This is a genomic window from Enterococcus sp. DIV1444a, from assembly GCF_051712125.1.
Lineage (GTDB): Bacteria > Bacillota > Bacilli > Lactobacillales > Enterococcaceae > Enterococcus > Enterococcus faecalis.
This window is the reverse complement of record NZ_JBIOOG010000001.1, coordinates 1,272,348-1,297,094: the sequence shown is the minus strand read 5'-3', so window position 1 is coordinate 1,297,094 and position 24,747 is coordinate 1,272,348. Positions and strand designations below refer to the sequence as shown.

The following is a 24,747-nucleotide window of genomic DNA, read 5'->3' as shown; positions in this document are numbered from 1 at the left end:
CCCAAAATACCATCTTTAAATAAGATTCTCTATCGTTGAGCTTTAGCACTATAGGGCGTAGATAACATGTATCAGCTACATTATGAATAACCTTCACGATTATTCCTGTTCAACCAACTAAGGGTCTCTCGATCCTTTCGCGGCAGCAGCATTTGTCCAAATAGGAGCCTCACCTAACAATTATTCAGTTTTTATCCACTTCTTATAATAGATGAGTTTGACATTCTTGTCAAAAGATTTATGACTTTTTTGTTATAAATAAAAAATGACTACTTTAAAATTTCCTTTATTTCTGCTTTTCGCTCAGGAATAAACCACATGACTAAAACAATCGTATCAATAATCAGGACAGCGATTGGCGCTACCAGTTTGCCCACAATCAACGCAATAATATTCAACACAATCGAAAGCGTTAATTTGGGATAGTGGCCAAACAAACGTTGTACTTCAGATTTGGGCCCATTTGCCTGAATCAATGCCCGCACCACTAGATAATAAGCAACATCAGCTCCTAATATTACTAAACCATATAAAGCTTGTGGCGGCCAAGAAAACGGATGTTCACCTACCCAACCAGTAACAAACGGGAAAAACGTTAACGTCAAAATTAAAAAATTATTCATCCAAAGGACACGTCCATCAATTTTACGGACACTTTGAAATAAATGATGATGATTGTTCCAATAAATTAATAAAGTAACAAAACTAATTAAATAAATAATGATTTTGTGTCCAGATTGGGTCAAAGCAGACCAATCTGCTTTTTCCGGAATTTTTAATTCTAAAATTAATAACGTTAAAATAATCGCAATGACTGCATCTGTAAATGCTTCTACACGTGTTTTCGGCATCATTTCCCCTACTTTCATAAAATTAAATAACTTACCCAAAGTAAGTATAACGCATTTCTGTAAAAATTCAATTATTTATGAAGTCTCTCGGTTGTTGAAGTTCCTAAAAACAAGTGCAAGAGTCCTACTTAAAAGTAAGCCTCTTGCACTAGTTATAGAACGAATCAGTTATTGGAAGACGCCTGTTTGATAAGGTGCTAACTGCATCCGTTTTTCCACTGTAAAATCTTGATTTCCTAACAATTGTTGCCACTTTCTGCCCAGTAATTTATTCGGCAAGTCAAATTGGCACTTTTCTCCACTTAAATTGACAATCACTAATGCTGTTGCCTCGGTTGTTTTTCTTAAAAAAGCAAAAACAGACGAATGATTGGGCGCTAATAGTTCAAACTGTCCATCTGTAAAGACTGGATTTTCTTTCCGCAGCACAATTAACTTTTTATAATAATTCAACACGGATTGTGCATCCGTTTCTTGATCAGCAACATTTATTTCTTTAAAATTGGGATGAATTGCTAACCACGGCTGCCCCGAGGTGAAGGAGCTCGCTTCTTGACTCGTCCACTGCATAGGCGTACGCGAATGGTCCCGCGTCCAATGCCCTACTTCTTTTAATGCTTGTTTTGCATCGTAGCCACTTTCTATAAGCAAACGATAATGGTTATGAGAATCTTTAGCATCTAACTCATCAATCTGTTGAAATGGATAATTAACCATACCAATTTCCTGTCCTTGATAAATAAACGGCGTCCCTCGCAAGAGCAAGGCGATTGTTCCAATCGCCTTAGCAGAACGAGGGGTTTCATTACCTAAAATTGAATTGATTCTGGGATTATCATGATTTTCTACATATAATGCATTCCAGCCTTCTGTCCCTAAATGCTTTTGCCAGCGAGCCATTACTTTTTTATAGCCTAAAATATTTAATCGTTCTTCTCCTGGCTTTCCTTCTCGAACATTGTGCTCCAATTCAAAAATCATATTCAGATAGCCCGCATCATTGGTCCATTCCACCGCTTTCTTACTTGAAACGCCACTAGCTTCCCCCACTGTCATGATGTCATACTCAGCAAAAATAGCTTTCAAATCCAGCATATAGTCTTCAATGCCTTTTACATTCATAAAGGGAGCCCATGGATTCGTGGTAATCTTAAAATCCCAAGGTTCTTTTTGGATATGACTAATCGCATCTAATCGGAAACCATCAATTCCCAAATCTAACCACCAGCGAATCATCGCATAAATCTCTTCACGAACTTTAGGATTTTTCCAGTTCAAATCAGGTTGCTCTTTGGCAAACACATGAAAATATGCTTGCTTTGTACCCTCGTCATAGGTCCAAGTCGAGCCGCCAAAAAAGCTTTGCCATTCATTCGGCATACGATCTGGTGTCGCATCGGCCCATAAATAATACTCACGATACGGATTATCTAAACTTTTTTTCGCTTCAACAAACCACGGATGTTGATCACTAGTATGATTGACCACCAAATCAAGAATAATCTTCAAACCTAATTGATGTGCTTGGTCCAAAAGTTCTTGAAAATCTTCCATCGTACCCAATTCTGGCTGAATCCCTTGATAATCCGCAATATCATAACCATTGTCAACGTTTGGCGAAGTGTAAATCGGATTTAGCCATAAAAAATCGACCCCTAGTTCTTTTAAATACGGTAATTTCTCAATAATTCCTCGCAAATCACCAATGCCATCCCCGTTGCTATCTTTAAAACTCCGAGGATAAATTTGATAACCGACAGCATTTTTCCACCATTGTTCCATCTTATTGACTCACTTTCACAACAAATGCTTGCCAAGGCGCTAACGAATAGTCTGCTAAAGCAGTGACATCTGTCGGCATATTTTCAATCATTACTTGTTCTACATGAACGTCTGCAGAAAATGGCTGAACTTTGTCAGAAAAGTTCGTTACAACAAGCCAGCGTTCCTCACCATAGGTACGATAAAAACTAATCACTTCGTCTACTGTTTCCAGCAATTCAAAGTCGCCCCAAACAATTAAAGGATGTTCTTTTCTCAAACGAATCATTTCTTGGTACGTATAGAATAGTGAATTTTTATCTGCCAAAGCAGCAGCGACGTTAATCGTTTGATAATTGGGATTAATATCAATCCAAGGTGTACCCGTCGTAAAGCCAGCATTTTTTTCAGAGGTCCACTGCATAGGCCGGCGTGCATTGTCGCGACCTTTAGTATTAATTTTCAGCAAAATTTCTTCTTTAGAATATCCTTTTTCTAGATACTCATGGTACATGTTAATCGTTTCGATATCCCGCGCTTCACGAATATCTGTAATCGGCGTATTGGTCATACCAATTTCTTCCCCTTGATAAATATAAGGTGTGCCTTTCAGCATGTGCAGTAAAATAGCGAATAACTTACTACTTTCCAACCAATATTCTTGATCATTTCCCCAACGTGAAATCATTCTCGGTAAATCATGGTTATTCCAAAATAAAGAATTCCAGCCATCATTTCCTAATTCTGTTTGCCATTTTGCAAAAACCTGTTTCAATTTGGCAACTTCCATTGGTTGGAGGTCCCATTTTTCTTTACCTGGTTGTTGATCCAAGCTCATATGTTCAAACTGAAAAATCATGGATAATTCATGACGCTCTGGACTAGAGTACATTTTCGCAATTTCAGGTGTGGCCCCCCATGTTTCGCCTACAGTTAACAGCTCTTTACCACCAAATGTCGCGGCGTTCATTTCTTGTAAATAGCGATGTAAATGAGGCCCATTTGCGGTGATCTCTTCTCCTGGAATTTTACCCACTAAGTCGATCACATCTAAACGGAAACCGCCAATTCCTTTATCAATCCAAAAATTCATCATCTCGTAAACCGACTGACGCATTTGTTGATTTTCCCAATTTAAATCTGGTTGTTTTTTACTAAACAAATGTAAATAGTATTGCCCACTCGCTTCATCAAACGTCCACGCAGAACCCGAAAAGGCAGATTTCAATCGGTTAGGTACACCGCCATCTGAAGCAGGGTCCGCCCATACATAATAGTCTCGGTATGGGTTCTCCTTGCTTTTTTTCGCTTCAATAAACCAACGATGTTCATCTGATGTATGGTTAACCACTAAATCCATAACAATTGCAATCTTTCGCTTTTTCGCTTCCTCAATTAGACGATCCATATCCGCCATCGTACCAAATTCTGTCATAATCGCTTCATAATCAGAAATATCATAACCATTATCATCATTAGGCGATTGATAAACTGGCGATAACCAAATAGCCCCAATGCCTAACATTTCCAAATAATCCAATTTTTCAATAATTCCTGGTAAATCTCCAATGCCATCTCCATTGCTATCCTTAAAACTGCGAGGATAAATCTGATAAACCACGACTTCTTGCCACCAATGTTTTTCCATTCTTCTTCACATTCCTTTGCTTAATTATTATGCTTGATATAAAAGAAAACCTTTTGGTAAAACCATTATCTGTTCTGAAGCAGTTTCGATAGAAGAACTTAGCAAAACTTCTCGATCAGTTCTATCAACAAATTGTGTCTCTTGGCCAGTATTAAAAATCCCATAGATCGTTTGTTCCTCCAAACGACAAGCGAGTCTAATCAACCCCGTTTCAAAAGAAGTTCCTGTCCAATCGATTGTTCCACCAGAAAAAACAGCCGCATACTTTTTGCGAAGGGCAATCAATGCTTTTACAAATTCCTTCAAATCCAAATCTTGCTGATTTTCCTCCCAAACCATACAACGACGACAATCAGGATCCATATCACCTGTCATACCAATTTCATCACCATAGTAAAGACAAGGGACGCCTGGTTGAATATACGTAAACGCTAATACTTGGCGCATCAACTCTTTATCCTCTTTCGTTTCATGCAATAAGCGCGGTGTATCGTGGGAATCTAAAACATTAAACTGCATTTGGTTCGTTTGTTGTCGATAGAGCATTAACTGGTTGTTCATTTCAGAGAGCATCTTTTCCAATGACAATTCTTGCTTGACAAAGTACCCCATAATCGCATCTGTGTATGCATAATTCATCACTGCATGAAATTCATCTCCTTGGAGCCAGCTTTGTGACGAGTGCCAAATTTCCCCTAAAATATAAAAATCTTCTTTTGCGTCGTCGCATGTTTGCCGGAATTTTTTCCAGAATGCATGATCCACTTCATTTGCCACATCTAAACGCCAGGCATCAATATCATATTCCTCAATCCAATAACGAGCAATTTCTAAAAGATAGGCTTGCACTTCTGGATTTGCTGTATTTAATTTAGGCATATGCGGAGTGAATGCAAAAGTATCATAGGTAATGTTGCTTGATTCTTCAAAATCAGCACTTTCTTCATAGCTAGCTGGAAACTCATTTACGTGGAACCAATCGGCATAAATTGAGTCCTGGCCATTTTTTAACACATCTTGCCATTGAGGCGAAGTGTCCCCCATATGGTTAAAAACGGCGTCCAACATAATCTTGATGCCCCGTCGATGACACTCTTCGACTAAACGCTTAAAGGTAGCACCATCACCAAAAGCTGGGTCAATTTTTAAATAATCAATCGTATCATATTTGTGATTAGAAAACGCTTCAAAAATTGGGCAAAAATATAAGCCGTTAACGCCTAAATCTTCAATGTAATCAAGATGATCTAGCACCCCTTGCAAATCCCCACCAAAAAAATCTTGTCGATCTGGTCTTTTAGAGCCCCAAGGCAACGTTCCTTCAGGATCATTGGCGGGATCACCATTTGCAAAACGCTCTGGAAATATTTGATACCAAACCGTTTCTTTCACCCATTCAGGTGCTTTAAAACGATCGATTTCATGAAAATACGGCATCCGAAAATAATTATTCGCCCGCTCTAAATACTTTTCTTCTAAAGGATAAATGCCGTGTTCGCCATAAAACGCCGTCAAACCATCCGTCCCCACTAAAGTAAAAGCATATGAAAGGCGTTTAAATTTTGCACTCAATGCAATAAACCAGTAATCATATAACTCCGTAGATACTAACTTCTCCATGGTTAACGACTGTTGGTACCACTTTTCTTTTCCTAAAAGATAAGGATCTCCTTGCACTAATTGGACAGAGGCAATGTCGCCTTTGGCCGTACGCAAACGAATATGCATTGTTTCTGCTGTATAAAGATAAGCAAATTCACTTTCTGGACGATGGTAGATTGCAGCAGTGTTCATTTAATTCTCTCCTTTAATTGTCACTTTTCGTGTATTTTCTCATACTCGAACACATTTTAGCGCAAACGATTGCATTTGTATACCCTTTTTTATTTTTTTATTTAAAATGCTTAATTAGTGGTATACACCACTTTAAACAAACAGTATGTTATTTATAATAAAAAAACTTTTTTAACTTTCTCGATGAAAAACACTTGATTATTTCCGCAATCGGTTGCATAATAAGACTTGTAAAAAATAATTTTTGGAGGGTTCAAAAATGAAAGTGAATTGGAAAAAGATTTTAATGGGCGGTATCCTTTTAAGTGCTTCCGCAGTTTTACTTACTGCCTGTGGTGGCGCAGAAAAAACGAAAGCCGAAAATGAAAGCGGTTCAACAAATAAAGCAGCTGGTGACGTAAAATTATGGGTTGATACTGAATATAAGGGTGTCTTTAAAAAAGTTGTCGCCGATTTTGAAAAAGAATACCCTGATATTAAAGTTAACTTAACTGCTGGCAATTCGGCAGATGCTAAAAAAGATATTGCGAAAGACCCTAAAGCAGCCGCAGATGTTTTCATGATGCCACATGATCAAATTGGTCAAATGGCAGAAGCTGGTCTGATTTACCCTAACACAAAATATGAAAAAGAAGTCAAAGAAAACAATATTGACTCGGCAGTCGAAGGGGTCACTTGGAAAGACAAAGTCTATGCCTACCCTTATGCCGTAGAGTCACAAGTTCTTTATTATAACAAAGATACGTATTCTCCAGAGGAAATCAAAACTTGGAAGTCTTTAACTGAAAAAGGCAAAATCGGCACCAATTTTGGTGAAGATGGCGCAAATTATATCTTCGGTCCTCTATTTATGAGTAATGGCGATTACTTATATGGTGAAAATGGCGAAGATCCAAAAGGTACCAACTTTAATAACCAACAAGGCATTGAAGTATTACAATGGATTGCCGATCAAAAAAATAATCCTGGTGTGATCCAATCAAATACAGAAGCATTATCTAACCTAGGTTCTGGTAAAACGGATGCCTTCCTTTCTGGCCCTTGGTCTAAAAACGATGTAGAAAAAGCTCTTGGCGACAAAATGGGGGCTGCTGCCTATCCAACCATTGATTTTGGCAATGGCGAAAAACAAATGAAAGCTTTCTTGGGCGTTCGTAGTTTTGCTGTCAACCAACAAACACAAGCACCATTGGCCGCAATGACATTAGCAAACTATTTAACAAGCGAAAAATCACAAATGACTTACTTTAAAGAAATCGGTTTTGTCCCTTCAAACAAAAAATTACAAACAAACGAAGAAATTACACAAGATACTGTTGCAAAAGCTATCTTAGAAATGGCGCAACCAACCCACTCTGTGGTAATGCCAAAAATCCCAGAAATCGTTTCATTCTGGCCTGCGATGGATGCAGTGATTAATGATACGTACAAAGGCAATATCAAACCTGCGGATTATCAAGCAAAATTAGATAAATTAGTCCAAGACACATCAAAAGAAGCAAAAGAATAAAAAGAGTAAAGAAATGGGACGAGCTTCAATCTGCTGTCCCATTTCCTCTATCTTTTTTATTTAAGTAGAAAGTGAGTGAACGAAGATGTTCAAGAAAAAGAAAGCCCAGACGTCATTTCGAGAGGTCTTTAACAAAGGCGACTTTGCTACAAAACTATCTTTTTTAGTTATGGGTGCTGCAAACTTTGCCAACAAGCAGTGGTTAAAGGGAATCATCTTTTTAACAGCTGAAATTGGCTTTATCTATTGGTTAATCCGTAACGGTTTCCACGCATTAATGATGCTAGGAACACTAGGGACCCAACAGCAAGGATTAGTATATGATGATTCTTTAGGGATTGAAGTTCTAAAAGAAGGCGATAATTCAATGCTTTTATTATTATTCGGAATTGCAGCAATTTTAGTCTGTTTATCGCTAATCATTTTATATGTAATCAATTTAAAAAGCGCCCGTCACCTGTATGAATTAAAGACAGCTGGTAAAAAGATTCCAACAACTATGGATGATCTACGTAGCTTGCTAAACGAACGTTTCCATGCAACCTTAATGACGATTCCCTTACTAGGTGTTCTTTTCTTTACCATCTTGCCGTTGTTGTATATGATTTCAATTGCCTTTACCAACTACGACCATAACCATTTGCCACCGAAAAACCTCTTTACTTGGGTTGGATTGGCAAATTTAGGCAATGTAATCACAGGCGATATGGCTTCAACGTTCTTTCCTGTGCTTGGCTGGACCTTGATTTGGGCTGTTTTTGCAACCGCAACTTGTTTCTTCTTTGGAATCATTTTAGCCTTGCTTATCAATACAAAAGGTTTAAAATATAAAGCGTTTTGGCGAACTATTTTTGTTATCACGATGGCCGTACCTCCGTTTGTTTCACTTTTAATTATGCGAAACCTCTTAAATGGTTCTGGGCCTATCAATGCTCTCTTATTAAACTGGGGCTTAATTGATTCTTCTATCCCCTTCTTAACAGATCCGAATTGGGCAAAATTAACCATTATTGTTGTCAATATGTGGATTGGTATTCCTGCTACGATGTTAATCTCTACAGGGATTATCCAAAATCTTCCAGAAGATCAAATCGAAGCAGCTAGAATTGACGGCGCCAATAAATGGCAAATTTTCAAAAGTATAACGTTTCCACAAATTCTATTTGTGATGACCCCGGCGCTGATTCAACAATTTATTGGCAACATCAATAACTTCAATGTCATTTATCTATTAACGGGCGGCGGTCCAGCCAATTCTAACTTCTACGGTGCAGGCTCAACTGACCTTTTAGTTACCTGGCTATACAAATTGACTGTCGATACAATGGATTACAATTTAGCCTCTGTGATTGGTATTTTAATCTTCATTCTCTCCGCAGTCTTCAGTTTAATTGCCTATACACGGACGAATTCATTTAAGGAGGCGTAACTTATGGCTAAAGCAAAAAGTTACCAGAAAAAACAACGCACTGCACTTACCAGCGTTTACATCATTCTAACCATTTTAGCAGTTTTTTGGATGTTCCCCATTGTGTGGATTATCTTAACAAGTTTTCGTGGCGAAGGCGGTGCATTTGTTCCCTATATCATTCCCAAAACATTCACTTTAGAAAACTATAAAGTATTATTAACAAATCAGACTGGCAACTTTCCTTTTGTCCGTTGGTTTTTAAACACCTTGTTCGTCTCCATCGCAAGCTGTCTGTTATCAACTTTTATTACAATCGCAATGGCTTATGCGCTGTCACGGTTGCGTTTTCGCTTAAGAAAACCATTTTTAAAAGTGGCGCTTGTTTTAAATATGTTCCCTGGTTTTATGAGTATGATTGCCGTTTACTATATTTTAAAAGCCTTAAATTTAACTGAAAGTTTATTCGCTTTAATTCTGGTTTATTCTGCAGGCTCGGCGCTAGGTTTTTACATCGCCAAAGGGTTCTTCGATACCATTCCGATGGCTTTAGACGAATCTGCTATGATTGACGGTGCCAACAAGTGGCAAATTTTCACAAAAATTACGTTGCCATTATCGAAACCAATTATTGTCTATACTTCTTTAACCGCCTTCATGGGTCCTTGGATGGATTTTATTTTCGCAAAAGTTATTATGGGTGATAAAGTTGAAAATTACACCGTTGCGATTGGTCTCTTTTCGATGATGACCAAATCAACAGCTAATTCACTATTCATGGCTTTTACAGCTGGGTGTGTGCTAATTGCCATTCCAATTACTATTCTATTTATAGTAATGCAACGTTTCTATGTAGAAGGCGTGACTTCTGGCTCTGTCAAAGGCTAGAAAAAAACATCGTTTGGTTTATAGCCAAACGATGTTTTTTATTTTTTGGTGTTGTTTTCCTTACACGTTTTTCTTCGTAGCGCTTGATAATTGGACAAAATTTTCATGACCGCCAAGAAGTGTTGATTGACTTCTTGATAATCCTCTAACGAAAGAACACTAAGCGTTTCAGATAATTGCTGTTTTACTTGATTTTCTTTTTGCTTAAAAAGCTTCTCGCCTTCTTTTGTCGTATAGACATTAACCATGCGGCGATTTTCCTGATTATGGCGACGTTGAACGATCGCTCGTTCTTCTAACCCCGCAATGGAGCGACTCACTTGAACTTTCGACGTTCCTACTTGGTTAGCCAATTCCGTCATACTGATTCCTTCATTCGTTGCCACAATTAATAAAATTAACATGTCTAACTTTGTTAATTTTAGATCTTCCAAGTCTAGGTCTTTAAAAAGCAATTGGCTCATATATGAAAAAATTTCAGTAAAGACACTAATATCTAAATTTGACGAATGCTTCTCTTTATCCATATGTTCTCCCTCGTTTCCCACCTAGTGTATACTAAATTCACTTGATTATCAAATGGTAATGATTGATTTTTGTTAACTATTATGTTACGTTATACACTAACTTAAGGTTGTGTTGTTGATAAATTGGAAGAAGGATGCGAAAAACATGCTAGAACTCAAAGAGATAAAAAAATATTATACTGTCGGCGGAACGACCACTAAAGCTTTAGATGGCGTCTCTGTCGCTTTTCGAAAACAAGAATTTGTAGCAATTCTGGGTCCCAGCGGCTCTGGTAAAACAACGATGTTGAATGTGATTGGCGGATTGGACAATTACGATTCTGGTGACTTAATCATTAACGGCAAATCAACAAAAAATTTTAAAGAAGCCGATTGGGATGCTTATCGGAACAACTCAATTGGTTTTATTTTTCAAAGTTACAACTTAATTAGTCATCAAGGGATTTTGGATAATGTCGAGCTTGGTATGACACTAAGTGGTATTTCAAAAGCAGAAAGACGCCAAAAAGCCGAAGATGCACTCATCCGTGTCGGACTGAAGGACCATATCCATAAAAAACCTTCCCAATTATCTGGCGGTCAAATGCAACGGGTTGCCATTGCTCGTGCTTTAGCTAATGATCCCGATATTTTACTTTGTGACGAACCAACTGGTGCATTGGATTCAGAAACCAGCCTACAAATTATGACACTTATCCAAGAACTTTCGAAAGAAAAATTAGTCATTATGGTGACCCACAACCCTGAATTAGCTCATGAATACGCTGATCGAATTATTGAATTTTCAGATGGCCAAATTCGTCATGACTCGCGTCCTCATATTGAACATGAAAAAAAAGAACCTTTCGAATTGAAACGCACCAAAATGAAATTCACGACTGCGCTGCGTTTGTCTTTTAATAATATCCGCACTAAAAAAGGGCGAACTTTTTTAACCGCCTTTGCTTCAAGTATTGGGATTATCAGTATTGCGATTGTCCTTTCTCTTTCAACAGGATTCCAGAAACAAATTGATAAAACTCAGTCGGAAACGTTAGCGCAATTTCCGATTACCATTTCTAAAATAGCGACAGATCAAGATCCAGAAAGTTTCAATAATCAGGACAAAAAAGGCACCTTCCCCAAAGAAAAAGAAGTGACTGCTAAAATTAGCGATGCGGACCGTGCGCAACACACGAATTTAATTGACCAAAAGTTTATTGACTATGTCAATCACATTGATCCTGAATTAAGTAATAATATTGGCTATACTCGTCTAGTCAATATGAACTTATTAAGAGAAATCAACGGGAAAGCACAAACGGTCAAATTTTCAAACGATGCACCTGACGGCCAATCAAACGCGATGGCTTCCATGATGGCTGCCCAAACTGGCGTCGGCGTTTCTGCTTTTCCTAAACAATTAGAAAACGGAAAAAACAATTTCTTAAAAGACAATTACTCGTTGCTTGAAGGAAATTATCCAGAAAAAGAAACCGATGTCGTTTTAATCGTCGATAGTAACAATACCACCAATATTAATGCTTTAAAAAATCTTGGCTTTGACGTGAAAGATAATCAAAAGATTGCCTTTTCAGACATTGTCGGTACAAAAATGAAGTTAGCCAATAATAATGCATTTTACACCAAATTACCGACAGGCAACTTCATTCCTAACCAAGATTTGCAAGCTGTTTACAATAATCCAGAAAATACCGAGTTAACAATTTCAGGGATTTTGCGAATTAAAGATTCTTCAACAATGAATCTATTAGCACCTGGAATTGCTTATAGCGATGCACTTTCAACTAATATGATTGCCAAAAACAAAACCTCTGATATTGTTAAAGCGCAAGAAGCTAGCAACACTAACGTTATGACCAACGAAACATTAGATGCTTCCGCTAAAGAAAACCTGTTGTCTTATTTAGGAGCGAATGAAATTCCTTCAAGTATTATGATTTATCCAAACGATTTCAAATCAAAAGATAAAATTCTTGATTATTTAGACGCTTATAACAAAGGAAAAGATAAAAAAGACCAAATTATCTATTCTGATTTAGCCGGAACGATGACCCGCTTAACAGGTGGTTTAATGGATGCAATCACCTATGTGCTGATTGCATTTGCTGGGATTTCCCTTGTCACAAGTATGATTATGATTGGGATCATCACCTATACTTCTGTCATTGAGCGGACCAAAGAAATCGGTATTCTGAAAGCGCTAGGGGCTCGTAAAAAAGATATTACCCGTGTGTTTGATGCCGAAACCGCTATTTTAGGCGTTGCCTCTGGCATTCTTGGTGTTGTGATCGCCTTTCTCGCAACATTTCCGATTAACGCAGTGTTGTATAACCTGACTGATTTAGAAAATGTTGCCACCTTAAACCCAATTCACGGGATTATTTTGATTGTAATTAGCACAATCTTAACCATGATTGGTGGCCATATTCCTGCTCGAATGGCAGCGAAAAAAGATGCGGCAGTTGCATTACGTGCAGAATAAATAACAAAAAATAATCCTTTAATTTCTCTTAAAGGATTGTTTTTTATTTGTAATTTTTATAAAACCTCCGTATACTAAATGATTGTGAACACTTAATAAAAGGAAACGAGGTAATTTCATGTTAAAAAAACCATTTTTACTATTTTTTTCACTTTTAGGAGCTATTTTTATTTTAGCTAGTTGTGGCATAGGAAAAGATACTGTCACAGATACTAAATACAAAGTTAGTTTGCAGCAAGCTGCTGAAATCTACGAAAAAGAAGCTGGCAACAAACCATTAGTAAATGTCCAATTTGATACAAAACCAGATAGTGACTACAGCTATATCTTTACCAATGAGACAGAAACACTTTACGTGAATCCTGAAACAGGAAAAGTCACCAAAAATACTGAAACAAATCAACTTGGCGAAAATGAGACAACCTTTTCAGCTGCTGAAGTCAAAGAATTAGGCGCTGTTAACGACGTCTTAGCCAAAGCAAAAAAAGAAGTTGGAGGACTTTCTCCACGTATTTTGACTTGGAAGTTAGCCAAAAATAACAACAAACTTATTTATACAGTAGATGTTAAAACGACTACCGCAGATGAAAAAGTTAACATAGATGCCAATAAATAAGCACATGCGAATATCTTATCGCTAAATAACCAAATTTTATACTAATCTATGGGACAGAACCTACGCTTTCGGAAATCCTAACATTTCTCGAAGCCAATCGTTTTGTCCCAATTTCATTCTTTTAAGTAATAATAATTGTCCGTTACTCCTGCTACCGTTATACTTAGTTTAAAATAAATGATGGGAGTATCAAATCATGGTTTATACAGTTGATTTTAAAGAAGTAACTACTATTGGTTTAGAAAGTTCACCAGTAGCACCTGCTCTTGCTGGACTAAGAGCGAATGAAGCTCGCTATTTTTGGAATAAATACAAACATCGCTTTACGACCGTCCCTGCCTCTGAAGCCCCAGAAACATTGGCCTGGATTGAAAAAATTTTATTAGAACGAGAATTACATTTCCCTTACAAGCCACTTGAAATTTCTTCTTTCACTTTAGATGGCATAAAAATGGCCTATGTATTTTATGAAAACGGCTTAACAGTTAACGTGATGTACACATTAGCTGATGAAGGCAAACGCGCCGTTGGGTTTAAACTTTCAGATGGTATGGTAATTCCTGCAGAATTTGAAGGAAAATTCAAATTTGCTCGTCAAAAATCAAAATTAGCTGGAACCATTCGTGGCTCTTATTTTGTCATTAAAGGAACCTATTAAAAAAATGCTTTTGCCCTTATTATTAAAGGCAAAAGCATTTTTTTATTTTAATTCTTCAATATAGTTAAATACTTGTTGTCCAGCAATACCGCCTTCACCGACCGCTGTCGTGATTTGACGCAATGTTTTTTCACGGACATCACCAATGGCATAAACACCAGGAATTTTTGTTCTCATTTCTTGGTCTGTTTCAATCCAACCAGCCTCATTCGTAATACCAGCTTTCTTAAATGGTTCTGTTAATGGATCTAGCCCCACATAAATGAACACGCCGTTTGCTTCAATTTCAGAAACTTCATCTGTTTTGACATTTCGTGCTTTCACACCTGTCACGACCATTTCATTGCCAACAATTTCTTCGACAACTGTATCCCAAACAAAGGAAATCTTTTCATTTGCAAAGGCACGATCTTGAATGATTTTTTGCGCACGCAATTCATCACGACGGTGAACAATCACTACTTCAGAAGCAAATTGTGTTAAATAGATTGCTTCTTCAACTGCAGAATCGCCACCACCAACAACTACTAAGCGTTTATTTTTAAAGAAGGCACCGTCACAAACGGCACAATAAGAAACACCACGACCAGCAAATTCTTCTTCGCCTTTTACACCCAATTTTCGGTGTTCACAGCCTGTTGCTATAATTACCGCTTTAGCTTCATAAGATTTGTCATCACAAATCACTTCTTTATAGAATCCGTGGTCTTCAATGCCCATCACAATGCCATACGCATTTTCCGTACCAAATTTCTCTACATTTTCATACATTTTATAGGCCAATTCTGGACCCATAATAGAATCAAAGCCTGGGTAATTCTCTACCTCAGCAGTGTTGTTCATTTGCCCACCGGGCGCACCGCGTTCAATCATCAATACAGAAAGATTGGACCGTGATGCATAAAGTGCTGCCGTCATCCCAGCAGGACCGGCACCAATGATAATTACATCATACATTTTATTTCCCCCAAAATTTTAAGTAAGTTTACTTTACTCCTTAAACAATTTCTTGTCTACTTTTCTGCCCTTTTTTGACATTCGGAGTAGGCGTGTCTATTACGTAAGTTATTGTACCACGGTTTTTTGTTTTCTAGGAGGGGGAATGAAGATTAATTTAGCTATTGTATTTAAACCAGAATTCTTCAATTTTTTCTTTGAATGCTATCGTTGGATAATTCCCTCTTAAATCAAAGGTGTGTCTATCACCATCACTAAATTTTATTTGATAATTATAAATAACCTCCCTTTCCATTTGTCTGAAAAGTCCTACATCAATGACCTCCGACCAACTACGCACTATTAGAAATCCCTTTTCATGATATGACAAACCATGACTGTCCATTCTATATAAAATGCCACCATATTTTCTGATATACTTAGTCTCATCAATCCCGGTTTCGATTATCAAAAAAGCAAACATACATATTAATTTAAGTAAGGATAAAGCACTGATTAGTATAGCCACTACTGTTAAAAAAACAAAAAAAATTATATTACTTGTCACTGGATTTTTATAGAGTGGAAAGTAAAACCATACCAAGCAACTAAGTGTGACAAAAATAACACCTAGCCCTATACCAATTTTTTTGTACCCATCTGCCTTAGTCAGTCTCACTTCAAATATCTCTTCCTCATTTATAAGCAAACTCAAACTTTTCTCTCCTCTTTCCTTACAACAAAACTCTAATCAGTTCAAAACTATTTAACACCAATCATCAAATCAGTATATACCTTATTATCTATTACTTGCGGACAATAGAAAATTGGTGAAACAATTGTCAAATCTTCCTGAACAACTATAGTGATTAACTCTTCTAATGCTTTAGAGAATTCAGATAGCTTATCGCCTTTTGCTCTAGTTGCTAACATATTGTTCACCTGAAAATAAGATTGGAAACGATATTCTGCTGGAAGATTCTCTTGCCATTCTTCATTGACAGGTAAAAAAACTTGAATCAGCAATTCTTCTTCACGAATGTCAGAATTCATTGAATAGAAAAAGCTGTCTGATAAAGAATAATCTGCTTCAAAAATTGTTCCCAAAGCATCTTCTAAACAACGACCCATCTCCTCTGAAGTCGTTACATAATAACGACTGATGACATTTTGATAATGTAATGATTGTGTATAGCCAATTGTTTTTCTCATTTTTTCACCTACTCTTTTGTTGGGATTAAAACATCTACCCAATATTCATCATAAACTAAGGTCATTACCAACAATAATTTATCATCAAATTCAATCTTTTGTTCCAGCAAGTAATCCGTCATTTCCTCAATATTAGCGCCAAGTTCATCATCAAAAGGAATTCTTTTACGAACTAGATGATCATAATGAATATTTTCTACAGTAAAAATCTCGCCACTTTCAACTGGCTCGTTCACAGGAATATAAAATTTATACGTTTGTTGTTCTTCACTTAATTCAGTTGGTTTTAGTTCAATCATTGTTGGTCCATTTTTATAAAAACCTTCTTCATAAGTTAATTCTTCTGATTGTAAAATTAAATCCACTAATTGATCTGTTGTTGCTCGTTTTTCAATATACACTAAATTGTTCATTTCCAATGATACTTTTTCAATCATCTTTTTCCCTCTTTTCATTAAATTAATTTCCTAAAATCGATCTATTTTTAAATTTTTCAATACCTACCAATTCCTTTGACTGAATCTTTGAAGGCTGGTTTTAAGCCTCCTTACGTGCTGGAGTCAAGTAAAGTCTTTGCCTTTTCTTATATAGTTATCAATTCCGGTTAGTTTATCAAACTTACTCAACCATTTCCCAGATTTTTTGATCACTAAAGTGCCGTCTGACATTCGTTTAATTCTGGAAGAAATATAGCTATTTTTTGGTTCTCTTGTTCTTCATCATTTCAATTGAATTTCCATATGCAGATTTGTTTAAATCAATCAATGGCATTTTCTTCCAATATCGTATTACACGAGGAAAATGGAAAATCCCAATATTAATAAGTATAGATATTGTGATAGAAAACCCTATAAAAAACAATGAGCTATTATCCAATATCTTTGCTAAAAGAAGAATTAATAATCCGAAAATGCCAATAAAGTTCATACAATAATTTGCGTATTTATCTCGAATGCTCAGATTATTTTTTTTCAAGGAGATGAAAGTTAAAACAAAATTATAAACAACCTGCAAAAATAGACAACTAAAAACAAGAATAAGCTCCCATATAAATACATTAGTTGTGTTATCTGATAATGATGCTGTAAATGCACACAAAATTATTAAAAATAACATACCTAACGCATAAATAAATACAGCTAAATATTTTTGCAGCTTTTTTATTTTAAATAACATTAAACATACAACATCTAATATTAGTAATTGCATAATTATCTTTAAAAAGTTTAAAATAAACTGATTGGTTTCATCTGTTATGGTTCCCGAAGATCTTCCAGACCACCTACCTAAAAGCCAAAATAAAAGCAAAAATATATATCCACTTCCTGACAGTAAAAATGATTTATTTGTATACTCCTTTAAACTATATTTTTTATAATTCGATGGAATAAAATTTTTAAAAATACTTTTTATTTGAACCATCCAGATACCCCTTTTACCATTGAATTTACTCCAGATTTTAAAGAATTAGTTACTTTCCATTTCTTATCTGCATAATTAATTGCTTCTGAGACTGCAATTCCAGTTAAAACCACACCCACAACAGGAGCGCCAAACAATCCTGCTACAGCACCAGCCGCTCCTATCGCCACCGTTGTCACCGCTACTTTCCCGACATCCACCAATGCACCACCAACTTTACTTGCGGTAATTTCATGCCCTTTCAATCCGTCTTTTCTGGCTTGTTTCTCACTCTTACTGATTCCTTGAACGACATCTATAGCTCCTAAGGCTATATTTAACCCTGGCACAATTTTTCCTGCGCCTTTAGCCTTAACTAAGGCCTTGGCATCTTTCACGACACCGTTAATCCCAAAACTTACGCTTTTTTTCAACGCACCACCAGCACTCTTTAAAGTTCCTTTGCCAATTCCTTTAACTGATTCTTTGAATGCTTGTTTTGATCCTTTTAATACAACATTTTTATCCAATAACTTCAATTTATCCAGTAATGAATCACCTAAATCAGTAAATTGTTTTAAGCCTCCTGAGGTGCTTAGTCGAGTAAAATCTTTGCCTTTTCTCATATATTTATCAATTCCGGTTAGTTTATCAAACTTACTCAACCATTTCCCGGCTTTTTTGATGACTAAAGTGCCGTCTGACATTCGTTTAATTCTGGAAGAAATATAGCTATTTTTTGGTTCTCTTGTTCTTCATCATTTCAATGGAATTACCATAGATTGACGTTTGATCATTATTCGAATTATTTGGTTTCCACAGAAGAAGGATTCTATTTAAATGAATAGTTGCTAAAAGAAGAGTCATGATTAAAATACATGCACAACCTAAGATTCCCAAAAACCAATTATCTGTAAAATCTGATATAAACAGAAATACTATCCCTAATAAACTAACTCCATTGAGCAGAAAGTTAAAAAATTTATCTCTTATTTTATAATTATTTTTGATAACTGAGCGTTTAATAGAGAATAGATATAAAATTTCAGCTATTACAAATGTAACTAAAGTAGCTATACTAACTTCGACAAAAGTTTCAAAAGAATTATCTAATAAAAATGATATACAACCTAGTATCAAAAATATATCCACTATCATAGATACATAGAAAAAAATTCCTGCCCACTTATTTATACTGCTTTTGAAAACATAATTTAAATATATACTTAGATTTACAACTATTATAAATATAGTGATAAAGGTTAATATATCTAGAAATAGCTTATCAATTACTATATCATTACCAAATACATAATAAAAAATCTGCAATAAGAATGTAGCTAAAAGTATATACAAGCCTCTTTTTATTGTTCTGGTTGTTATTTTTTTCTTGCTCCTTATTTTGTATTGATTTGGAATGTAATTTTTTATTATATCTTTCATTTTCCCCACCCCCGAATGCCTTTTATCATTGAATTAACTCCTTTTTTTCTATATTAACGATATTTATTTTTTGTTTTTCTTCTTTATTAATTCAATTGAATTGCCATATACAGATGTATTTTCTGGTTCTTTTTTCCAATACCTCAAAATTCTTGGAAAGTGAAATGTTGCTAGAAATAAGATCATTGCACCCATAAATGTGAATCCTAAAACACCAAATTCAAAATTATCTATTACTTCAGATAAAATCATAAGTATGATACCTAAGATACTTACCCCATTTAGCAAGTTTTGCGCTGTAGCATCCCTCAATTTCATGTCTTCATTTTTCAAGGATATCCTAATCGTTATCAGATAAATTATCTCCATTGTTAAGCATACACAAAATAGAGTAACTATTGAATAGGCAAACGTCTTAAATGACGGTGCAACTAATAACGATACATAGGCTAACATCAAGAATACCGATACAATCGCAGAAATATACAACCCTAACGAACAATATTTTTTATATTTTATTAATTTTACATAAAAATAATAATAAAACATATTTTGAATTAAAAATAGGACAACACATATCGTTTGAATATTTAAAAATAGGAGTTGATTATCTTTTTTTTCACCAAATAGTTGAGTAATGGTTACTCCTGCAAATAAAGCTAAATACATGAATATTCCTTTTTTATAAGAATTTTTTGTAATTTTCTTTTCAGCATAACTTTTATATTGACTTGAAATATAATTTTTCATTAACTTTTTCCCTTGAACCATGCGGATACTCCTTTTATCATTGAATTAACAGCTCTTTTAGATTTTTTAGTAAGATTGTTATCTTTATCTGTCTTATTTATAAGTAAACTTACTCCAATGCCAGCCATAACAACTCCCCACACTGGAGCTCCAACAGTAGCCAAAGCTGCCCCAGCCGCTCCTATCGCTGCCGTTGTCACCGCTACTTTCCCGACATCCACCAATGCACCGCCAACTTTACTTGCGGTAATTTCTTGCCCTTTCAATCCGTCTTTTCTGGCTTGTTTCTCACTCTTGCTTATTCCTTGAACGACATCTACAGCTCCTAAAGCTATGTTCAACCCTGGCACAATTTTTCCTGCACATTTTGCATTAACTAATGCTTTGGCATCTTTCACAACACCATTCATCCCAAAACTTACGCTTTTTTTCAACGCACCACCAGCACTCTTTAAAGTTCCTTTACCAATACCTTTAACTGATTCTTTGAATGCTTGTTTTGATCCTTTTAATACAACATTTTAATTTATCAAACTTACTCAACCATTTCCCGGCTTTTTTGATGACTAAAGTGCCGTCTGACATTCGTTTAATTCTGGAAGAAATATAGTTATTTTTTGGTTCTCTTGTTCTTCACCATTTCAATGGAATTCCCATATACAGATGTGTTTTCATTTTTTTCTGATTCTTTTTTCCAATATTGTAATATTCTTGGTATTTGAAAAGTTAAAGCAAATTGCAAGGCTGATACCATTACTACCAATGCTAAATAAAAAAGATTAATATTATCCAATGCAGTAGAAGCCATGGCACCTATTATAGCTAAAATGGATAAACAATTGATATAATAGTTTGCATACTTATCTCTGATATCAAAATTATTATTTTTTAGGGAGAGATACACTAATATACTATTGATGATTATCCCTAATATCCAAAGTAATAAAACCATTAATTCACCAACAATAAATTTTTCAACAGGATTACTTAGTAAGATCGAGAAATATGATACTGTGAGAAGTAGCAACATTACCAATGAGATATACGGAATTATTACTATATACTTTTGTTTTTGATTACTTTTAAATACGACTGTACCCGTTACTATTAATACAACAAAAAATATAAGTATCCCTAATTGAACATTAGCAAAAATTATTGTATGACGATTATATATTTTTTCTTTATTTCCTGACCAATAAGTTAACAAAAAAATTGTGATAAACACTATATAACAAACCAACATTGACGAAAAAGACTTTATAGTATATTTCTTTTTGCTATTTTTTTCATAAAATTTTGGTATAAAATTAGATATTATTTGAACCATCCAGATACTCCTTTTATCATAGAGTTAACTCCTGATTTTATATTTTTTGTTATATTCATTTGTTTATCAGCCCAGTTTAAACCTTGGCTAACTATTATCCCTGCCCCCACAACAGCCCAAACTGGTGCAAATGTAGCTACACCCGCCGATACAGCTCCTATCGCCGCCGTTGTCACTGCTACTTTCCCGACATCCACCAATGCACCACCCACTTTACTTGCGGTAATTTCTTGCCCTTTCAATCCGTCTTTTCTGGCTTGTTTCTCACTCTTACTGATTCCTTGAACGACATCTACAGCTCCTAAGGCTATATTTAACCCTGGTACAATTTTTCCTGCTCCCTTTGCATTGACTAATGCTTTGGCATCTTTCACAACACCGTTAATCCCAAAACTTACGCTTTTTTTCAAAGCATTTCCAACTCTCTTTAAAGTTCCTTTGCCAATTCCTTTGATTGCTTCTTTAAATGCTTGTTTTGATCCTTTTAACACAACGTTTTTATCCACTAATTTCAATTTATCTAGTAATGAATCACCTAAATCTGTAAATTGTTTTAAGCCTCCTGAGGTGCTTAGTCGAGTAAAGTCTTTGCCTTTTCTCATATAGTTATCAATTCCGGTTAGTTTATCAAACTTACTCAACCATTTCCCGGCTTTTTTGATGACTAAAGTACCGTCTGACATTCGTTTAATTCTGGAAGAAATGTATAAGTTTTTAACATGCTTTGTCCACCGCTTCCCTTCTTTTATAGAACCTGCCAACGAACTATTTATCAATTTATCCAATTCCTGCAAATCTGCTTCGGTTAGATTCCCGTTCATGGCTGCTAAGAGTGGATGTTCTTTTTTAAAATCAAGTTTTTCTTCTTTTTTTACAGTTTTATGTGCTTCTTTTATTTCATTTTTAAATGTCTTATCCGTAAAAATTGCCAATGATTTGGGATTGGTATAGCTTAATCCTCCGACTTTCGCGATTTGGCTGGATTGTTGGGCTAGTTTGTCTTTGACAGCACTGTCTGCTTTGTGTCCGTTAAAGGTATCCATGCCTTCCAATGTTTCCGTCAAGACTTTCTTAGCCTCTTCCATTTTTTTATTAAATTGATTGGATGGTGCGGAAACTGGGACAATATGTGCCACAGAACTGTAGATGTTGCTAATTTTCTTATCTAATTTCGCAAAATTTGATAACGGTGTTGAAAATTTTCCTTTTGCTTCATTTAAGACATCTGTATCGATGATGGCTGATTCACTTAATTCTGGAAGAAATGTTTCTATTTTTTTGTTTTCTTGTTCTTCATCATTTCAATTGAATTGCCATATGCAGAAACATCTTCATTTTTTTTGGTTTTCCAATATTCATATACTCGTTGAAAATCAAAAGTTACGAAAAATAGAACAACTATTACAATTAAACATGCTGCAAGAAAAAATAAATTTTCTTTTTCTGTAACATAAGAGATTATTGCTAATGATATCCCCAAAATACCAATAACGTTCGAAAAATAATTAGTAGCTGTATCTCTCAATTTAAGGTTATTTCGTTTCAACGACCACCAAACCAAAAGAGCATGTACAAGTAGCTCTAAAATCCATCCAATAAATATCACAATCATACCTACAACAAAGTTATGAAGCGGTCTATCTGTTATTAGAGATAACAATGCTATCCCGCTAAAAATTCCTAAAACGCCTGAAAAGTATACAACGAGAACTAAATATTTTTGTAGCTTTATCTTTTTAAATTGTATATAACTTATTCCGTTGATAAAAATCACTATCACAGAATATATTATTTGAAAATATAAAAACCCTTTATTTTCTGTGAAATCATTTTTATTCCCAATCGTTCCATAAATTATCAATAGAAAAGTTAACAATATTCCATAGCCTATCATAACTTTAATGAAGGACGCGTTTGAAAATAATAATTCTTTTTGCTTTTTAAATTTATTTGGGACAAAATGCTTTATGATAGATTTCATTTAAACCACCCTGAAATTCCTTTTATCATTGAATTTACTCCCTTTTTTGCTATATTAATTGCATTTGTTTTTTTCAAAATGAATTCAGCTCCCATACTAACTCCTATTCCTACACCAACAACTGCCGTTAATGATGCAGTTGCTGGTAATGCAGCAACAAAAAAGCCGACAGTCGCTGTCACAGCTGCAACCTTCCCGACATCCACCAATGCACCGCCAACTTTACTTGCGGTAATTTCATGCCCTTTCAATCCGTCTTTTCTTGCTAGTCCCTCACTCTTGCTTATTCCTTGCACAACCTCCACAGCACCTGCCGCTATGTTTAATCCAGGAATAATTTTTCCTGCACCTTTTGCATTGATTAATGCTTTGGCATCTTTCACAACACCGTTAACACCAAAAGATAATCCTTTCTTTAACGATTTTCCCATCGATTTTAGAGTTCCCTTTGCGACTCCTTTAATACTTGCTTTACTAAAAGCTTCACCAGATTCTCTTAGAATAGACTTCTTATCTACTAAATCTAATTTGCCTAATAATTTATCTCCTAGTTTAGTAAATTCCTTTGCGGTCCCCGATGCAGTGATACTTAATGACCGGTGACCTTTTGGCACATAATCATCAATATCTGCTAATTGATCTAATTTTTTTAGCCAGCCTTTTGCTCGTCTCATTACCAATTTTCCATTTGGCAGACGTTTGATACGACTAGAAATGTATAATTTTTTCATATGGTTTATATATTTTTTTCCTGAAACAACGCCTTTTGCTATCGCATGATTAATTAATTTATCTAGTTCGTCTAACTTTTCTTCTGTTAAATTACCATCCATAGCCATTAAAATTGGATGGTCTTTTTCAAAAGCAAGTCTATCTTTTTCTTCTTCCTGGACTTTTTTATGCGCTTCTTTTATTTCATTTTTAAATGTTTTATCCGTAAATATTTCCAATGATTTAGGATTGGTATAGCTTAATCCTCCGACGTTCGTGATTTGGCTGGATTGTTGGGCTAGTTTGTCTTTGACAGCACTGCCTACTTTGCGTCCGTTAAAAGTGTCCATGCCTTTCAGCGTTTCCGTCAAAATTTTCTTAGCCTCTTCCATTTTTTTATTAAATTGATTGGATGGTGCGGAAATAGGGACGATATGTGCTACAGAACTGTAGATGTTGCTAATTTTCTTATCTAATTTCGCAAAATTTGATAACGGTGTTGAAAATTTTCCTTTCGCTTCATTTAAGGCATCTGTATCAATGATGGCTGATTCACTATTTTCCTTCACACTAGCTTTAAAATCACTAATTGTTTTTTCCATTTCTTGTGCTATTGTATGTAAAAGATCATAATAATTGGTTAGCATCGGTAGTTGGTAATTACCAATTTCACCATTAATAGCTGTTTTGACTTTTCCAGATAAAGCATCGCTTCCTTGGACTGTTTTCCAATCGCTTTTGGCACGATTGATTTCTGCTTGTAGTTTATTTCTAGAAGAAGTAATTTTGTTTTTAGCTTCCATCACTTCACGCATATTAATTTTCATTTGCCCACCT

23 protein-coding genes, 1 pseudogene and 1 riboswitch are annotated in these 24,747 nt (G+C 35.4%); of the genes and pseudogenes, 6 read left to right on the top strand and 18 right to left on the bottom strand.

The window, feature by feature from the left end; translation table 11 throughout:
* Positions 1–20: 20 nt before the first annotated feature.
* Positions 21–188: riboswitch (M-box (ykoK) riboswitch) on the bottom strand.
* 81 nt (positions 189–269) lie between these two features.
* From IGI87_RS06440 to IGI87_RS06425, 4 genes are all read right to left on the bottom strand, one after another.
* Positions 270–851, bottom strand: a complete 582-nt coding sequence (locus IGI87_RS06440) for a TMEM175 family protein (RefSeq protein ID WP_438736488.1) — start codon at positions 849–851, stop codon at positions 270–272.
* A gap of 168 nt (positions 852–1,019) precedes the next feature.
* On the bottom strand, positions 1,020–2,633 hold the full coding sequence (locus tag IGI87_RS06435; RefSeq protein WP_438736487.1) for a glycoside hydrolase family 13 protein: 1,614 nt from the start codon (positions 2,631–2,633) through the stop codon (positions 1,020–1,022).
* Position 2,634: 1 nt separating this feature from the next.
* Positions 2,635–4,260 (bottom strand): glycoside hydrolase family 13 protein, encoded by a 1,626-nt coding sequence (locus tag IGI87_RS06430; RefSeq protein ID WP_438736486.1) that lies wholly within the window; start codon positions 4,258–4,260, stop codon positions 2,635–2,637.
* Between the two features lie 27 nt (positions 4,261–4,287).
* The gene (locus tag IGI87_RS06425; RefSeq protein WP_438736485.1) at positions 4,288–6,054 is read right to left on the bottom strand and encodes a glycoside hydrolase family 13 protein; all 1,767 of its coding nucleotides are present in this window, start codon (positions 6,052–6,054) and stop codon (positions 4,288–4,290) included.
* A 259-nt stretch (positions 6,055–6,313) separates the two neighbouring features.
* Between IGI87_RS06425 and IGI87_RS06420 the strand changes: the two genes are divergently transcribed.
* From IGI87_RS06420 to IGI87_RS06410, 3 genes are all read left to right on the top strand, one after another.
* Positions 6,314–7,564, top strand: coding sequence for an extracellular solute-binding protein (locus IGI87_RS06420; protein ID WP_438736484.1), 1,251 nt, complete (start codon positions 6,314–6,316; stop codon positions 7,562–7,564).
* Positions 7,565–7,649: 85 nt separating this feature from the next.
* On the top strand, positions 7,650–8,993 hold the full coding sequence (locus IGI87_RS06415) for a carbohydrate ABC transporter permease (protein ID WP_104854588.1): 1,344 nt from the start codon (positions 7,650–7,652) through the stop codon (positions 8,991–8,993).
* Between the two features lie 3 nt (positions 8,994–8,996).
* Positions 8,997–9,860: a sugar ABC transporter permease gene (locus IGI87_RS06410; RefSeq protein ID WP_002369496.1), complete on the top strand. Its 864-nt coding sequence runs from the start codon at positions 8,997–8,999 to the stop codon at positions 9,858–9,860.
* A 38-nt stretch (positions 9,861–9,898) separates the two neighbouring features.
* Here IGI87_RS06410 and IGI87_RS06405 read toward each other — a convergent pair whose 3' ends face one another.
* Positions 9,899–10,408 carry a MarR family winged helix-turn-helix transcriptional regulator gene (locus tag IGI87_RS06405; protein WP_438736483.1) on the bottom strand — a complete coding sequence of 170 codons (510 nt, stop codon included), beginning with the start codon at positions 10,406–10,408 and terminating at the stop codon, positions 9,899–9,901.
* Positions 10,409–10,532: 124 nt separating this feature from the next.
* Here IGI87_RS06405 and IGI87_RS06400 point away from each other — a divergent pair, with 124 nt between their 5' ends.
* The 3 genes from IGI87_RS06400 (at position 10,533) to IGI87_RS06390 (ending at position 14,146) form a co-directional block, all read left to right on the top strand.
* The gene (locus tag IGI87_RS06400; RefSeq protein WP_438736482.1) at positions 10,533–12,872 is read left to right on the top strand and encodes an ABC transporter ATP-binding protein/permease; all 2,340 of its coding nucleotides are present in this window, start codon (positions 10,533–10,535) and stop codon (positions 12,870–12,872) included.
* Between the two features lie 118 nt (positions 12,873–12,990).
* The gene (locus IGI87_RS06395) at positions 12,991–13,488 is read left to right on the top strand and encodes a PepSY domain-containing protein (protein ID WP_242365932.1); all 498 of its coding nucleotides are present in this window, start codon (positions 12,991–12,993) and stop codon (positions 13,486–13,488) included.
* A 196-nt stretch (positions 13,489–13,684) separates the two neighbouring features.
* Entirely contained in the window at positions 13,685–14,146 is a 462-nt protein-coding gene (locus IGI87_RS06390; RefSeq protein WP_104854592.1) for a phage tail protein, read from the top strand.
* A 42-nt stretch (positions 14,147–14,188) separates the two neighbouring features.
* On the opposite strand, the gene trxB is transcribed toward IGI87_RS06390, so the two are convergent.
* The 13 genes and pseudogenes from trxB to IGI87_RS06325 all read right to left on the bottom strand — a co-directional run bounded on the left by trxB (position 14,189) and on the right by IGI87_RS06325 (position 24,737).
* Complete coding sequence (gene trxB / locus IGI87_RS06385; protein ID WP_438736481.1) at positions 14,189–15,103, bottom strand: thioredoxin-disulfide reductase; 915 nt, start codon at positions 15,101–15,103, stop codon at positions 14,189–14,191.
* 157 nt (positions 15,104–15,260) lie between these two features.
* The gene (locus IGI87_RS06380) at positions 15,261–15,797 is read right to left on the bottom strand and encodes a hypothetical protein (protein WP_280210346.1); all 537 of its coding nucleotides are present in this window, start codon (positions 15,795–15,797) and stop codon (positions 15,261–15,263) included.
* Positions 15,798–15,844: 47 nt separating this feature from the next.
* The gene (locus tag IGI87_RS06375) at positions 15,845–16,294 is read right to left on the bottom strand and encodes a DUF5085 family protein (protein WP_438736480.1); all 450 of its coding nucleotides are present in this window, start codon (positions 16,292–16,294) and stop codon (positions 15,845–15,847) included.
* 8 nt (positions 16,295–16,302) lie between these two features.
* On the bottom strand, positions 16,303–16,749 hold the full coding sequence (locus IGI87_RS06370) for a hypothetical protein (protein WP_025189366.1): 447 nt from the start codon (positions 16,747–16,749) through the stop codon (positions 16,303–16,305).
* Positions 16,750–16,987: 238 nt separating this feature from the next.
* On the bottom strand, positions 16,988–17,716 hold the full coding sequence (locus tag IGI87_RS06365; protein ID WP_010712383.1) for a hypothetical protein: 729 nt from the start codon (positions 17,714–17,716) through the stop codon (positions 16,988–16,990).
* Positions 17,704–18,402: a hypothetical protein gene (locus tag IGI87_RS06360; protein ID WP_438736479.1), complete on the bottom strand. Its 699-nt coding sequence runs from the start codon at positions 18,400–18,402 to the stop codon at positions 17,704–17,706. Before IGI87_RS06360 ends, IGI87_RS06365 begins: the two co-directional genes overlap by 13 nt.
* A gap of 25 nt (positions 18,403–18,427) precedes the next feature.
* Positions 18,428–19,138, bottom strand: a complete 711-nt coding sequence (locus IGI87_RS06355; RefSeq protein WP_202577601.1) for a hypothetical protein — start codon at positions 19,136–19,138, stop codon at positions 18,428–18,430.
* 63 nt (positions 19,139–19,201) lie between these two features.
* Positions 19,202–19,909 carry a hypothetical protein gene (locus IGI87_RS06350; RefSeq protein WP_438736478.1) on the bottom strand — a complete coding sequence of 236 codons (708 nt, stop codon included), beginning with the start codon at positions 19,907–19,909 and terminating at the stop codon, positions 19,202–19,204.
* Positions 19,888–20,322: a hypothetical protein gene (locus tag IGI87_RS06345; protein WP_438736477.1), complete on the bottom strand. Its 435-nt coding sequence runs from the start codon at positions 20,320–20,322 to the stop codon at positions 19,888–19,890. The genes IGI87_RS06350 and IGI87_RS06345 overlap by 22 nt, the downstream gene beginning before the upstream one ends.
* A gap of 176 nt (positions 20,323–20,498) precedes the next feature.
* The gene (locus tag IGI87_RS06340; RefSeq protein WP_438736476.1) at positions 20,499–21,218 is read right to left on the bottom strand and encodes a hypothetical protein; all 720 of its coding nucleotides are present in this window, start codon (positions 21,216–21,218) and stop codon (positions 20,499–20,501) included.
* Positions 21,206–22,510: pseudogene (locus IGI87_RS06335) on the bottom strand (T7SS effector LXG polymorphic toxin); the annotation flags it as partial. The pseudogene IGI87_RS06335 and the gene IGI87_RS06340, both read right to left, overlap by 13 nt.
* Positions 22,489–23,199, bottom strand: a complete 711-nt coding sequence (locus IGI87_RS06330; RefSeq protein ID WP_057086930.1) for a hypothetical protein — start codon at positions 23,197–23,199, stop codon at positions 22,489–22,491. The gene IGI87_RS06330 and the pseudogene IGI87_RS06335, both read right to left, overlap by 22 nt.
* Complete coding sequence (locus IGI87_RS06325; RefSeq protein WP_438736475.1) at positions 23,196–24,737, bottom strand: T7SS effector LXG polymorphic toxin; 1,542 nt, start codon at positions 24,735–24,737, stop codon at positions 23,196–23,198. The genes IGI87_RS06330 and IGI87_RS06325 overlap by 4 nt, the downstream gene beginning before the upstream one ends.
* Positions 24,738–24,747: the final 10 nt, after the last annotated feature.

Bases quoted from the DNA above. Each gene is read 5' to 3' on its own strand.
- IGI87_RS06440 (WP_438736488.1), bottom strand. From the start codon at position 851: ATGCCGAAAACACGTGTAGAAGCATTTACAGATGCAGTCATTGCGATT.
- IGI87_RS06435 (WP_438736487.1), bottom strand. From the start codon at position 2,633: ATGGAACAATGGTGGAAAAATGCTGTCGGTTATCAAATTTATCCTCGG.
- IGI87_RS06430 (WP_438736486.1), bottom strand. From the start codon at position 4,260: ATGGAAAAACATTGGTGGCAAGAAGTCGTGGTTTATCAGATTTATCCT.
- IGI87_RS06425 (WP_438736485.1), bottom strand. From the start codon at position 6,054: ATGAACACTGCTGCAATCTACCATCGTCCAGAAAGTGAATTTGCTTAT.
- IGI87_RS06420 (WP_438736484.1), top strand. From the start codon at position 6,314: ATGAAAGTGAATTGGAAAAAGATTTTAATGGGCGGTATCCTTTTAAGT.
- IGI87_RS06415 (WP_104854588.1), top strand. From the start codon at position 7,650: ATGTTCAAGAAAAAGAAAGCCCAGACGTCATTTCGAGAGGTCTTTAAC.
- IGI87_RS06410 (WP_002369496.1), top strand. From the start codon at position 8,997: ATGGCTAAAGCAAAAAGTTACCAGAAAAAACAACGCACTGCACTTACC.
- IGI87_RS06400 (WP_438736482.1), top strand. From the start codon at position 10,533: ATGCTAGAACTCAAAGAGATAAAAAAATATTATACTGTCGGCGGAACG.
- IGI87_RS06395 (WP_242365932.1), top strand. From the start codon at position 12,991: ATGTTAAAAAAACCATTTTTACTATTTTTTTCACTTTTAGGAGCTATT.
- IGI87_RS06390 (WP_104854592.1), top strand. From the start codon at position 13,685: ATGGTTTATACAGTTGATTTTAAAGAAGTAACTACTATTGGTTTAGAA.
- trxB (WP_438736481.1), bottom strand. From the start codon at position 15,103: ATGTATGATGTAATTATCATTGGTGCCGGTCCTGCTGGGATGACGGCA.
- IGI87_RS06375 (WP_438736480.1), bottom strand. From the start codon at position 16,294: ATGAGAAAAACAATTGGCTATACACAATCATTACATTATCAAAATGTC.
- IGI87_RS06370 (WP_025189366.1), bottom strand. From the start codon at position 16,749: ATGAAAAGAGGGAAAAAGATGATTGAAAAAGTATCATTGGAAATGAAC.
- IGI87_RS06365 (WP_010712383.1), bottom strand. From the start codon at position 17,716: ATGGTTCAAATAAAAAGTATTTTTAAAAATTTTATTCCATCGAATTAT.
- IGI87_RS06360 (WP_438736479.1), bottom strand. From the start codon at position 18,402: ATGTCAGACGGCACTTTAGTCATCAAAAAAGCCGGGAAATGGTTGAGT.
- IGI87_RS06355 (WP_202577601.1), bottom strand. From the start codon at position 19,138: ATGAAAGATATAATAAAAAATTACATTCCAAATCAATACAAAATAAGG.
- IGI87_RS06350 (WP_438736478.1), bottom strand. From the start codon at position 19,909: ATGGTTCAAGGGAAAAAGTTAATGAAAAATTATATTTCAAGTCAATAT.
- IGI87_RS06340 (WP_438736476.1), bottom strand. From the start codon at position 21,218: ATGGTTCAAATAATATCTAATTTTATACCAAAATTTTATGAAAAAAAT.
- IGI87_RS06330 (WP_057086930.1), bottom strand. From the start codon at position 23,199: ATGAAATCTATCATAAAGCATTTTGTCCCAAATAAATTTAAAAAGCAA.
- IGI87_RS06325 (WP_438736475.1), bottom strand. From the start codon at position 24,737: ATGAAAATTAATATGCGTGAAGTGATGGAAGCTAAAAACAAAATTACT.